Below are 13,073 nucleotides of genomic sequence, written 5' to 3'. Positions count from 1 at the left end.
AGTTCGGCGCGATCCGCGTCGGCCACAGGATGACGGACGGAGACGACCTCATGGACGTGCGTGACGGTTTCATCGGCGCGATCGGCAATACCCCCCTGATCAAGCTCAAGGCGGCGTCGGAACGCACCGGCTGCACGATTCTCGGCAAGGCGGAGTTTCTCAATCCCGGCGGCTCGGTGAAGGACCGCGCGGCGCTCGCCATCGTGCGCGACGCGGAGGAGAAAGGCCTGCTGCGGCCCGGCGGCGTCATCGTCGAGGGCACGGCCGGCAATACCGGAATCGGCCTGTCCCTGGTCGGCAATGCGCTGGGCTATCGCAGCGTCATCGTCATGCCGGAGACCCAGAGCCAGGAGAAGAAGGACATGCTGCGCCTGTGCGGCGCCGACCTCCGCCTGGTGCCCGCCGTGCCGTACAAGGATCCGAACAACTACGTGCGCTACTCCGGCCGCCTGGCGGAGGAGATCGCGGCACAGGAACCGAACGGCGCCATCTGGGCGAACCAGTTCGACAATGTCGCCAATCGCAAGGGCCACTACGAGACCACCGGTCCGGAGATCTGGGAGCAGACCGACGGCAAGGTCGACGGCTTCATCTGCTCGGTGGGCAGCGGCGGCACGCTCGGCGGCATCAGCATGGCCCTGAAGGAGCGCAACAAGAACATCCAGATCGGCCTCGCCGACCCGATGGGCAGCGCGATCTTCGGGTATTACGCCCATGGCGAGCTGAAGGCGGAGGGCGGCTCGATCACCGAAGGCATCGGCCAGGGCCGGATCACCGCCAACCTGGAGGACATCGTCGTCGACCAGCCGTTCCAGGTGAGCGACGAGGAGGCTCTGCCGGTGGTGTTCGACCTGCTGAAGGAAGAAGGCCTGTGCCTCGGCGGATCGAGCGGCATCAACGTGATGGGCGCGATCAAGCTGGCCCAGCAGATGGGGCCGGGTCACACCATCGTCACCATCCTCTGCGACGGTGGCGCGCGCTATCAGTCGAAGCTGTTCAACCCGGCATTCCTGCGCGAAAAGAATCTGCCCGTTCCGGCCTGGCTGGACGACTGAGAGGATTTCAGACCATGACCGACGCACTCGTTTCCACCGACTGGCTGGCCGCGCATATCGACGACCCGAAGGTGGTGGTCCTGGACGGCACGTATCATCTGCCGACCGCCAAGCGCGACGCCGATGCGGAGTTTCCGGACGGCCACATTCCCGGGGCCCAGCGCTTCGACATCGACAAGGTGTGCGACCCGGACGATCCCCTGCCCCACATGGTCCCCGGTGCGGACGCCTTCGCCAAGGCGGCGAGCGCGCTCGGCATCGATGCCGACACTCTGGTGGTGGCGTATGACGTGTACGGCATGCAGTCCTCGGCGCGGACCTGGTGGATGTTCCGGCTGTTCGGGCACGACAAGGTGGCGGTGCTCGACGGCGGCATGCCGAAATGGCAGGCCGAGGGCCGGCCGATGGAGACCGGCCCGGCGAAGCGGCGCCCGGCGACCGACTTCAAGGCACGCTTCCGCCCGGAACTGGTGAAGTCGCGCGACGACGTGCTGGCGGCCGTGAAGGCGGGCGACGTGCAGATCGTCGACGCCCGGCCAGCCGGCCGCTTCACCGGCGAGGAGGCGGAACCGCGTCCCGGCATGCGCTCCGGCCATATCCCGGGCTCCCGCTCCCTGCCGGTCACCGAGCTGGTGAACAAGGACACCAAGATGGCCCTGGACAGCGACGCCGTGGCGGCGAAGTTCAAGGCGGCGGGCCTCGACCCGTCGAAGCCGACGATCTCCTCCTGCGGGTCGGGCGTCACCGCCTGCATGATCGCGCTGAACGCCCATCGGCTCGGCCATCCCGGCATGGCGGTCTATGACGGCTCCTGGTCCGACTGGGGCTCGCGCCAGGATACGCCCGTGGATACCGGTCCGGCCGACGCCCAATGAGCCTGACGTTCCGGCCGATCGAGACCGACGACATCGACGGTATCGTCGACCTGTGGGAGCGCTGTGGCCTGCTTGTGCCGCATAACGACCCGCGCCGGGACATCGAGTCCGCGCGCCGCGCGCCGGACTCCGACATTCTGGTCGCCCATGTCCTGGGCAAGGTCGTGGCGTCGGTGATGGTCGGCTATGACGGGCATCGGGGCTGGGTCTATTACGTCGCGGTCGATCCGAACCGCCGCCGCGCCAGCATGGGACGTCAGGTGATGGAGGCCGCCGAGGCCTGGATGAAGACCCGCGGCGTGCCCAAGGCGGAGCTGCTGATCCGCGACACCAACGCCCAGGTGCGCGACTTCTACGCCAAGCTCGGCTGGAGCGAGGAGCCGCGGGTGGTGATGAGCAAACCCATGGTCGATGCGCCGGCGATCGGGCTCGGCACCGTGGATACCGTCGTCACCTCCCTGGAGATGCTGAACCGGCCGACCCGCCCTTCTCCGCACCCGCCGGCGAGCATGCGCACCGCGCTGATCCGCGCGGAGCCGCCGACCGTTTCGTTCTACCGCTACCTCTACAACACCGTGGGCGGCGACTGGACCTGGGTGTCGCGCCGGCTGATGGACGACGCGGAACTGACCGGCCATATCACCGATCCCAAGGTGGAGATCTACGTCCTCTACGTCGACGGCGCGCCCGCCGGCTACGGCGAGATCGACCGGCGCCGGGACGACGGCAACGTGGAGTTGGCCTATTTCGGACTGATGCCGGAGTTCATCGGGCGCGGCGTGGGACGCTACCTGCTGGACACCGTGATCGACATCGCCTGGACCGGTCCGACGACGCGGCTGTGGGTGCATACCTGCGACCTGGACCACCCCCGGGCGATCGGCACCTACCAGAAGGCCGGCTTCGTGCCGTTCGACCAGTATGTCGAGACCCTGCCGGATCCGCGGCTTGCCGGCCTGCCCATCCCCCAGCGGCGTCCGACCCCGTCCGATGCGGTCTCGCTGTCAGGGAATGACACGGTGACGCCGATACGCCGCTAGGGCGCCCAGCAGGCTGTCGCGGCTGGCATACACCCGGTCGAACCCGGCACGGCGGATCTTCACCGTCGACGACATGTCGTCCCAGGTCGCTGCGAAGGTGGCATCGCCATAGGGTCCATTGGCGATCCGGCCGATATCCGGCTCGCTCAACCCCTCGCGCGCCACCATCTCCCGCCAGGGACCGGCGGCGGCGGCGAAGGCGTCGGTCAGGCTTTCGGTCTGCACGCCGGCCGGCTCCAGTTCGAAGAAGGCGGCGATGTCCGGCCACACCTCCTTCCAGCGGAAATAGTCGGCATTGATCACGTTGAACGGCTGGTTCGCGGCCGAGGGGCTGGTCGCGCACCACTGCATCGCGTCGACCAGCAGATCGATATCGGTGACCTGGGAGACCCGGTCGAAATGGCTCTGGGTTCCCGGGAAGGTCAGCGGCCGCCCCTGCTCGCGGCACAGCACCGCGTGGACGGCGACGACACTCAGGATGTTGTGCGGATAGCCGAGCGAGAAGCCGATCAGCAGATGCGGCCGGGTGGTCGACCAGGAAAAGCCGCGCTTCGGCCCCTCCGCCCCCAGCCAGTCCTGCTGGTCGAAATAGAAATTCGGCACCGGACAGCGCGGATCGTCCTCCTCGGCCGGCGTCTTGAACGGGCCGACATGGCTGCCGTACCACTTGGTTCCATGCACCGAATGGACGTGGACCAGGCGGGCGCCCGCAGCCTGCGCCGCCTCGACCGTATTCACCAGCATCGCCGTATTGCGCGCCGCCTCGACTTCCGGATCGGGATCCGGCGCGCGGCCGGCGTAGAAGATATGGGTGACCGCCGCCCCGAGCCGCGCCAGGGCCGCCTTCAGCCCCTCGGCATCGGTCAGGTCGGCCGCCACATGCTCCAACCCGTCGATCGCCGGCTTCGGCGGGGTCCGGGACAGGCCGATGACCCGCCACCCCTGCCCCAGCAGCCGCGTGGCGATGCCGCGCCCGACGATGCCTGACACGCCGGCGATCAGGGCAACGCCCTTGTCCTCGACCATAAGATCCTCCCGTTGGTCTCTTTGGTGTTTTTATGGTGTGCCAAATAGATAGGGGGCGCACCAGCGAACCGGCACGCCCCCCGGACCTCCCCCGCCCCCCGCGGGTTTGGCCGTCTCATCCAATCTCGGACGCGGTCAGTGGGCCAGGATCTGGCTCAGGAACAGCTTGGTACGATCCGATTTGGGATTGGTGAAGAATTCGTCCGGAGTGTTCTGCTCCACGATTTCGCCCTGGTCCATGAAAATCACCCGGTCGGCGACGCGCTTGGCGAAGCCCATCTCGTGGGTGACCACCAGCATCGTCATGCCGCTCTCGGCGAGACCGACCATAACGTCCAGCACCTCGGAGATCATTTCCGGATCCAGGGCCGAGGTCGGCTCGTCGAACAGCATGATGGTCGGGCTCATGCAGAGCGAACGGGCGATCGCCACGCGCTGCTGCTGACCACCGGAGAGCTGGCCGGGATACTTGGCCGCCTGTTCGGGGATCTTCACCCGCTCGAGATACTGCATGGCGATCTTCTCGGCCTCGGCCTTGGGCATGTTCTTCACCCAGATCGGGGCGAGCGTGCAGTTCTCCAGCACCGTCAGGTGCGGGAACAGGTTGAACTGCTGGAACACCATGCCGACGTTGCGACGGATCGCGTCGATGTTCTTGATGTTGGTGCCCATCTCGGTGCCGTTGACGATGATATCGCCGGCCTGGTGTTCCTCCAGCCGGTTGATGCAGCGGATCATCGTCGACTTGCCGGACCCGGACGGGCCGCAGATCACGATCCGCTCACCCTTGTTGACCGAGAGGTTGATGTCCTTGAGGACATGGAACTCGCCAAACCACTTGTTCACCGAGGCCAGTTCGATGACCACCTCGTCGGAGATGGCGGAGGCGACATGGACGCCGTCGTCGGGGAGTTGAGTGTCGAGGCTCATTGGTGGATTCCCTGTTCTCGTTCGTTATCGGACCGTCACCGCCGGCCGTAGCCGCCGCCGATCGTCCGTTCGAGATGCTGGCTGTATTTCGACATGGCGAAGCAGAGCACGAAGAAGATGGACGCAGTGAACAGCAGCGGCTCCGTATGGAACCCAAGCCAGCTCGGATTCTGACCCGCCGCCTTGCCCATCAGCAGGATGTCGTAAAGACCGATGATCGACACCAGCGTGGTGTCCTTCATCAGACCCATGAAGCTGCCGACGATGTTCGGGATCATCAGCTTCAGGGCCTGCGGCATCACGATGAGAGCCATCATCTTCCAGAAGGACAACCCCATGGACTGCGCGGCCTCGTACTGCCCCTTGTTGACCGCCTGCAGACCGCCGCGCACCGTCTCCGCCATGTAGGCGGCGGCGAAGATGCAGACCGCCACGATCACCATCGCCAGCTTCGGCGGGTTGAATTCGACCGGCAGGAACAGCGGCATCATGGTCACGGCCATGAACAGGATGGTGATCAGCGGCACCGAGCGGAACAGCTCGATGAACGAGGTACAGAACACTCGGATGACCGGCATCTTGGAACGTCGGCCCAGCGCCAGAAGAATGCCGTTCGGCAGAGCCGAGGCGATGCCGATGCCGGAGATCACCAGGGTCAGGAACAGCCCGCCCCAGATCGTGGTCTGCACCTCAACCAGGTCCCAGCTCATGTGGTAGATCAGGGCGATCACGAAACCGACCGCGAAGGCGCCGAGCAGCACGTACTTGTGCAGCCGGTCGTCCTTGTCGGTGAAGCCGGTTATGGAGATCAGGAGCTCCGGCAGCGACCTGCCCAGGACGTAGCACGCGGCCACATGCAGCCAGACCGCGACAAACAGGGTCAGGGCGATGGAGGCCATCACATGCAGGAAGATCCCCGTATCGCCGCCGATGAACATCGATGCCGCGAGGAACGGGAAGGTCAGAACGGCCGACATGCCGACCTGGATCTTGCCCGTGACCTTCGGCAGCCAGAACGGGATCAGCCAGAGCAGCAGGATGATGCCCCCGAGATTGACCCGCCACTGCTCCTCGTCGGGATAGCGGCCGTACATCATGCTGTTGAACCAGGCGCCGATGCCGGCCCAGCACGCCCCCTCACCCAGGTTGATGTCGAGGCACTCGCGATAGGTATCCGCCGTCCAGACCGCGTTGATGATGCCGTATTCGACGGCGAACTGGACGATCAGGTACAGGAGGTATACGCCGAGCAGCGTCAGGATCGTGTCGATCGGGCCGCCGAACAGGTTCTTGCGCAGCCAGCCCACCACGCCGACCGTATTGGCCGGCGGAGGCAGGCTCGGTTTCGGGCGGAAGGCGGTGTCGGATTGAGTCGCATCCGTCATGACTCACCGCTCCTTAATCTGAACGAGTTTGTTGTAGTAGTTCAGCGCTGCCGAGATCGTCAGGCTGACGGTCATGTAGAACAGCATCACCATGGCGACGATTTCGATCGCATGGCCGGACTGGTTCAGCGACGTCTGCATGAAGACCGCGACGAGATCCGGATAGCCGATGGCGATCGCCAGCGACGAGTTCTTCACGACGTTCATCCAGTTGCTGATCATCGGCGGGACGACCGCGCGCATGGCCTGCGGGATGACGACGAGGCGCAGGGTCCAGCTCGGCTTCAGGCCGAGGGAGTAGGACGCCTCGGTCTGGCCGTGGCTGACCGACAGGATGCCGGCGCGCACCGCCTCGGCCATGAAGACCGTGTGGTACAGGACCAGGGCGAACAGCAGGGCGCAGAACGCCCGCGGCACATCGGCACCGCCCTGGAAGTTGAACCCCTTCAGCGCCGGATAGTCGAAGGTCAGCGGCGCGCCCAGGGCGAAGAACGCCAGGAGCGGCAGGCCGACCACCAGGCCGACGCCCGTCCAGAAGGCCGGAAAGCGCTGGCCGGTGGCCATCTGGCGCTTGGTAGCCCAGACCGTCACGCCGTAGGCCACGGCGATGCCGATCAGCACCATGATGATGACGATGTCGAAGCCGTCGCCCGGCACAGGGGCCGGCACGTACAGGCCTCGGTTGTTCAGGAAGAAACTGTCCAGCCAGCCCAGGCTTTGCTTGGGCGACGGCAGGGCCGAGGACAGGGTGAACCAGAACAGGATGTGCAGCAGCAACGGCACGTTGCGCATCACCTCGACATAGGCCGAGGCGATCTGGGCGACGACGAAGTTGCTGGACAGACGCATCACGCCGACCACGAAACCAAGCAGCGTGGTGGCGATGATCGCGAAGAAGGACACGATGAGCGTGTTCGCGATGCCGACAAGATAGACGTGGAAATAGGTGTCCCCGGCCTCGTAGTCGATGATCGACCACGCGATCGAGAACCCTGCCGTGCTGCTCAGGAACTCGAATCCGGTGGACATGCCGCGAGCCTGAAGGTTCTCGGCGGTATTCGTGATCAGGTACTGAGCCGTCCAGATGACGGCGACGGCAACGATGATCTGATAGAAGATCGACCGAAATCTCTCGTCATTGACGACTTCTGAAATCGAGCGCGCGTCCCTACGCGGGACAGCCTTGTCGACAGCGGACATCAGCGCGTCCTCCGAACCGCAGTAATTTTAATGTCTAAAGAAACGGTGCCCGGTCGAAGACTCGACCGGGCACCGAAGCATTCAGACGATCACCGGAACGGCGGGGAGTACATCAGGCCACCCTTGGTCCACAGGTCGTTCACCGACCCGGCCCGCGGGATGTTCATGACGGTCTTCGGACCCATGAACTCTTCGTAGTTCTCCGCGTAGTTGCCCACGGTCTTGATGATGTTGTAGGCCCACTCCGGCTCAAGGCCGAGACCCTTGTTCAGGTCGCCCTCGACACCAAGCATGCGCTTGATTTCCGGGTTGGTGCTGCTGGCCTTCATCTCGTCGACGTTGCCGGAATTGATGCCCATCTCCTCGGCATTGATCATGGCGAAGAGCGACCACATCACGATGTCGTTCCACTGGCTGTCGTTCTGACGAACGACCGGGCCCAGCGGCTCCTTCGAGATGGTCTCCGGCAGGATGGTGAAGATCGACTGGTCCGGCGCCTTGGCGCGGGTCGAGGCCAGGCTCGACTTGTCGTTGGTGATGGCATCGCAGCCGCCCGAGAAGAACGTGCTGTCACGCACGTTGCTGTCCTCGAACACAACCGGGTTGATGTCGAGGGAGTTGGTCCGGCTGTAGTCGGTCAGGTTCAGCTCGGTGGTGGTACCGGTCAGCACGCAGACCGTCGCACCCGCAAGCTCCAGGGCGCTGGTCACGCCGCTGTCGTTGGTGACCATGAAACCCTGGCCGTCATAGAAGTTCACCGTGGTGAAATCCAGGCCGAGCTGCGTATCGCGGAACAGGGTCCACGTGGTGGTGCGCGACAGCACATCGGACTCGCCGTTCGCCATCGCGGTGAACCGGACGGCGGACGTCACCGACTGGTACTCGATCTTGTCGGGGTCGCCGAAGATCGCCGCGGAAACCGCGCGGCAGTTCTCGACGTCGAAGCCGGACCACTTGCCGTCATCGGACAGCGAGTAGAAACCGGGCGCCGGCGTGCCGACCTGGCAACGCAGAATGCCGCGGTTCTTGACGATCTCCAGCGTGCTGTCCTGTGCCAGGACCGGCTCGGGAGTAATCGCGAGGCTTGCCAAGAACCCCGCGCCCAGAGCCAAAAGGCTGACCTTCTTCATGATGTGAAACCCACCCAGGTTATCGTTGTAACTGGATCGACCTATGCGATCCCGGATTCCAGCCTTCGCAAAGACCTTGCCAGGATGTCATTGACCGAATTCCGCGACTTTTTGCCCCCCGTCACGCCAGACAATTGCCCAAAAGGCGTGCAATTGCCGTTCGGATGCCGTCAAAGGATGCAAGCCGCCCGGAACGTGATCATTCCAACATGGCGTTTACCTGAAAAGCAAGCTTTCCAGGTCTCGGCGCGAGTGCTCTTGTCCCAGGCGCCAGACGAACCGAGACTGCACGCAACGAACATTGTCCCGACTTGCTCCTGGACACCCGAGGTAACCCTTTCGAGGAAAAGATGGCCGAAGACCGCCAGCACAAGACACGCACCCGACTGATTCACGCCGGGCGCACGCCGCACGAGTTCAGAGGAGTCGTGAATACTCCGGTGTTCCACGCCTCGACGGTCCTCGCCCCGAGCCTGGAGGCCTGGCGCCAGGTGCGTTCCGCCCCGCCGCCGAATTATAACGAAGGGATCGACGCCCCGATCACCTATGGGGTGAGCGGCACGCCGACCACCTACCGTCTGGAGGCGGCTCTCTGCGAGATCTACAAGGCGGGCGACGTGGTCATGACCTCCTCCGGCCTGTCGGCGATCACCGCCGGGCTGCTGGCGGTGCTGAAGGCCGGCGACCACCTGCTGATGACCGACACCGCCTATTTCCCGACCCGAAAGTTCTGCGAGCAGGTCCTGGCGAAGTACGGGGTCGAGACGACCTATTACGACCCCCGGATCGGCGCCGGCATCGCCGGGCTGATGCGCCCCAACACGGCCTGCGTCTATACAGAGAGCCCCGGCTCCCAGACCTTCGAGGTCCAGGACATCCCGGCGATCGCCGAGGTCGCGCACAAGGCCGGCGCGGCGGTGATGATGGACAACACCTGGGGTACGCCGCTGTTCTGCGATCCGTTCGCGCTCGGCGTCGACATCGTCAACGAGGCGGTGACCAAGTATATCGGCGGCCATTCAGACGTGATCATGGGGCTGCTCGCCAGCACCCGCGACTACAGCGAGCAGGTCCGCTCCACCGTGCGGCTGCACGGCCACTACGTCGCGCCCGACGATCTGTATCTGGCGGCGCGCGGCCTTCGCACCATGGAGATCCGCCTGCGAAAGACTGGCGAGACCGGCCTCGCGCTGGCCCGATGGCTGGAAGGACGCCCGGAGATCGAGTGCGTGCTCCACCCTGCCCTGGAGAGCCATCCGGACCATGCCCTGTGGAAGCGCGATTTCAGCGGCTGCAGCGGCCTGTTCTCCGCCGTCTTCAAACCGGTGCCGGATCAGGCGCTCGCCGCCTTCTACGACGGGCTCGCGCTGTTCGGCATGGGCGCGAGCTGGGGCGGGTTCGAAAGCCTGGTCAAGCCGACAGACATCACCCCGGAACGCAGCGCCACGACCTGGCCGCACGAGGGTCCCATCGTCCGGTTCTATACCGGGCTGGAGGATCCGGACGATCTGATCGCCGATGTTGAGGCCGGGCTCGACCGCATGCGGGCGATCGCCGCCGTTGCGGGTTGAGTGCTCCGTTAACCGCTCCGACCAGGATCCCTGCTATCCTCAGCCGCCTGACCGATAGGTAGGGCCAGATCCGACTGATCGAGGTGTCTCGTTGCCCAAACGGTCTCCCATCGCGGCACGTAAGCCGAGGCTGGTGTTCTGCACCGCCCGCCCGGCGCGCTATGCGGCCGTGCTCAACGTCCTGCGGCAGACCTTCGCCATCACGGTGATCCCGAACGACCCGAGCGCCGCGAAGACGTTCGAGACCCACCCGGACTGCATCGTGATCGAGAACCAGCTGGTCGGCGGCGACGGGATGTGGCTGGCGCAGCAGGCGAACGCCCTGCGGGCGGGCGGGCGGCAGTCCCTGATCATGGTGGCGCCGAAGATGACCCTGCCGATCGGGCGGCTGATCGAGGAACGGGTCATCGACGCCGCGATCACCGGGTCGCCGGAGACCGGCGAGTTCCTGAACAGCTTCTGGCGGGCGTACGGCACCGTCAGCGAGGACGAGACCCTCAGTGCCCTGTCCAAACCCGCCGGCCAGGTCATGCAGAGCGGCCGGCAGCTCTTCACGCAGTTGGAGGACATGACCGCGACCGGCGGGATCGACCTGGAAGGCCGCAAGCTGGTCGCCAGCGCCGCCGCCAGTGTCGTCGATCTCGCCGGCGACCCGAGCGTGGCGCCGATGCTGCATCAGCTCCGCGGGCACCATGACAGCACCTTCGCCCACAGTCTGCGGGTCGGAATCCTGATGGCGTCCTTCGGCCGCGCAATCGGCGTGGGGGACGACCAGCTCCGGCTCATGGCCGAGACCGGACTGCTGCACGATCTAGGAAAGATGCGGGTGCCGCTGTCGATCCTGGCGAAACCGGGCTCGCTGACCGAGGCGGAGCGTCAGGAGATGAGCCTGCACCCGGTCTACGGCGCCCAACTGGTCAACGAAGGCTACCGCGATCTGCCGGACCTGATCGCCGCGGTGCGCCATCACCACGAGAAGCTGGACGGTACCGGCTACCCGGACGGCCAGACCCGGGGTCAGATCCACGAGATGTCGCTGTGCACGGCGGTGGTCGACGTGTTCTCCGCCCTCACCGACCGGCGCGACTACAAGGAGCCGATGGAGCGCGACCAGGCCTTCGCCATCATGGACACCATGGCCGGCCCGCATCTGGAGCCGCGCCTCTACCGTCGGTTCCGCGAGCTGGTGCTGGACACCCGTCTGGCCGACGAACCGCAGGTGCGCGCGGCCCGCTAAAGGCCCCGATCGGTCAGGCGGGAAAGTGCGTGAAGCTGATGCCGCCGGCCTTCTTGATCTGCTCGACCAGCGCGACTTCCCAGGTAAGGTAGTCGTTCATCGCCTTTTCGATCTCTGCCTTGTTGGTGCGATCGTAGGGCCGCAGGTAGCTGTCATCCGGCTCCGAGAGGACGGCGGTCATGCCGCTCTGCAGGGGCAGGCCGGCCACCTTCCAGGCCGCGGTGCCCCCCTCGATCACCGAAATGTCGCGCCCGGTGCCGCTCAGATCTGCGGCGGCGAAACGGGCCAGCATGCCGTCGGGCGACGTCAGGACGATGGCCTTGTCCGCCGGGATCTTCGACAGATTGTCGGCGATGGCCACCCGGCCGGCCCACCAGGCGCCCTCCGGATGGGCGTCGCGGTAGTCCAGCGCCTTGGCCAGGTCGAGGACGACCGCACCGGCCTCCGCCAGGGACCGGGCGGCGGCGGCCGGCACGGTCTTCACCTCCGAGATGGCGTCGAGGCCGAGGATCTCCGGCGTGTAGCGGCCCGAGACCGTGCGCTGGCTGTCGAGCGACGCGGTCAGCACATACACGTCGCGCCAGCCGAGCTGCACCAGCCAGCTCGCGGTCATCAGCGCCCGCACCTTGCGGTCGTCGACCAGCACGACCCGCGCGTTGCGCACCGGCAGGTAGCTGTCGGTCGCCTGCACGAGCTGGCCGCCCGGCGCATGACGGCTGTCGGCGATGCGCCGCGCCTCGAACTCTTCCAATGTCCGCACGTCCAGGATCGCCAGGGTGCGGCTGTCCCGCTGCTCGCGCCAGGCGTCGAGGGTATCCGCATCGACGGTCTTCACGCCGAAGCGTTGCGCACAGGCCTCCGCCTGCGCCACTGCCTTGGCCAGGATGTCCTCGGCCGGCTCCGGCGCGGTGCGGTCGTTGCCGTGCTCGAGCTGATAGCCCGACAGGTGCCAGCCCATGGTGCCGTTGCGCAGAGCCACGACCTTGTTCGGGATGCCGGCATTGATCAGCGACTGGGCGCCGATGATCGAGCGGGTGCGGCCGGCGCAGTTGACCACCACGGTCGTGTCGGCATCGGGTGCCACCTGCCCTACCCGGTAGACCAGCTCCGCACCCGGCACGTCGATGCCGGTGGGGATGTTCATGACCCGGTATTCGTCCATCGGCCGGCTGTCGAGCACCACCAGCTTCTCGCCGGACTCCATCATCGCCTTCAGCTCGTCGGCCGACACCGAGGGGGTGTCGTAGGCATGCTCGACGAACTCGCCGAATGCCTTGGACGGGACGTACATGCCGCTGAACAGCTCGAAGCCCGCCGCCGCCCAGGCCTTGGTGCCGCCGTCCAGCACGGCGACGTCGGTGTAGCCGAAGCTTTCCAGTAGCGCGGCCGCACGCTCGGCCAGCCCTTCGCCGGCATCCTCGACCACGATCGGCGTGGACCGGCGCGGGATCTGCTCGCCGACCCGCAGCTCGAGCTGACCCAGCGGAATATTGGCGGCCAGAATCGGGTGGGACGCGCCGTAGGCCGCCTGCTCGCGCACATCGATCAGCGCGATCTCCCCGTCGCCGTCCAGGGCCGCCTTCAGGGTCGCGGCATCGATCGTCTTGGCCATTCCACTTCCTCC

The 13,073-nt window shown here is 65.8% G+C and carries 11 protein-coding genes; 5 read left to right on the top strand and 6 right to left on the bottom strand.

What is annotated here, in order from left to right:
- The first annotated feature begins 50 nt into the window (after positions 1-50).
- The 3 genes from G578_RS0114080 to G578_RS30185 are packed head-to-tail and all read left to right on the top strand — an operon-like array spanning position 51 to position 2,970.
- Complete coding sequence (locus G578_RS0114080) at positions 51-1,055, top strand: cysteine synthase A (protein WP_028794778.1); 1,005 nt, start codon at positions 51-53, stop codon at positions 1,053-1,055.
- A gap of 14 nt (positions 1,056-1,069) precedes the next feature.
- Positions 1,070-1,930 (top strand): 3-mercaptopyruvate sulfurtransferase, encoded by an 861-nt coding sequence (gene sseA, locus G578_RS0114075; RefSeq protein ID WP_028794777.1) that lies wholly within the window; start codon positions 1,070-1,072, stop codon positions 1,928-1,930.
- Complete coding sequence (locus tag G578_RS30185) at positions 1,927-2,970, top strand: GNAT family acetyltransferase (RefSeq protein WP_084618884.1); 1,044 nt, start codon at positions 1,927-1,929, stop codon at positions 2,968-2,970. The genes sseA and G578_RS30185 overlap by 4 nt, the downstream gene beginning before the upstream one ends.
- Here the strand turns inward: G578_RS30185 and G578_RS26380 are convergent.
- From G578_RS26380 to G578_RS0114045, 5 genes are all read right to left on the bottom strand, one after another.
- The gene (locus G578_RS26380; RefSeq protein ID WP_038014194.1) at positions 2,935-3,996 is read right to left on the bottom strand and encodes an SDR family oxidoreductase; all 1,062 of its coding nucleotides are present in this window, start codon (positions 3,994-3,996) and stop codon (positions 2,935-2,937) included. The genes G578_RS30185 and G578_RS26380 overlap by 36 nt on opposite strands.
- Positions 3,997-4,131: 135 nt before the next feature.
- Entirely contained in the window at positions 4,132-4,926 is a 795-nt protein-coding gene (locus G578_RS0114060) for an amino acid ABC transporter ATP-binding protein (protein ID WP_038014192.1), read from the bottom strand.
- 35 nt (positions 4,927-4,961) lie between these two features.
- Positions 4,962-6,311 (bottom strand): amino acid ABC transporter permease, encoded by a 1,350-nt coding sequence (locus G578_RS0114055; RefSeq protein ID WP_028794775.1) that lies wholly within the window; start codon positions 6,309-6,311, stop codon positions 4,962-4,964.
- A 3-nt stretch (positions 6,312-6,314) separates the two neighbouring features.
- Positions 6,315-7,511: an amino acid ABC transporter permease gene (locus G578_RS0114050; RefSeq protein ID WP_028794774.1), complete on the bottom strand. Its 1,197-nt coding sequence runs from the start codon at positions 7,509-7,511 to the stop codon at positions 6,315-6,317.
- Between the two features lie 89 nt (positions 7,512-7,600).
- The gene (locus G578_RS0114045; protein ID WP_028794773.1) at positions 7,601-8,641 is read right to left on the bottom strand and encodes an amino acid ABC transporter substrate-binding protein; all 1,041 of its coding nucleotides are present in this window, start codon (positions 8,639-8,641) and stop codon (positions 7,601-7,603) included.
- Positions 8,642-8,991: 350 nt separating this feature from the next.
- Here G578_RS0114045 and metC point away from each other — a divergent pair, with 350 nt between their 5' ends.
- Entirely contained in the window at positions 8,992-10,212 is a 1,221-nt protein-coding gene (metC, locus tag G578_RS0114040; protein ID WP_028794772.1) for a cystathionine beta-lyase, read from the top strand.
- Between the two features lie 91 nt (positions 10,213-10,303).
- Positions 10,304-11,449 (top strand): HD-GYP domain-containing protein, encoded by a 1,146-nt coding sequence (locus G578_RS28480; protein WP_156907321.1) that lies wholly within the window; start codon positions 10,304-10,306, stop codon positions 11,447-11,449.
- A 13-nt stretch (positions 11,450-11,462) separates the two neighbouring features.
- Here the strand turns inward: G578_RS28480 and G578_RS0114030 are convergent, their stop codons facing one another.
- Positions 11,463-13,061: a rhodanese-like domain-containing protein gene (locus tag G578_RS0114030; RefSeq protein ID WP_028794771.1), complete on the bottom strand. Its 1,599-nt coding sequence runs from the start codon at positions 13,059-13,061 to the stop codon at positions 11,463-11,465.
- Positions 13,062-13,073: the final 12 nt, after the last annotated feature.

The organism is Thalassobaculum salexigens DSM 19539 (assembly GCF_000423805.1).
GTDB lineage: Bacteria > Pseudomonadota > Alphaproteobacteria > Thalassobaculales > Thalassobaculaceae > Thalassobaculum > Thalassobaculum litoreum.
This window is presented reverse-complemented; position numbering and strand designations above follow the sequence as displayed.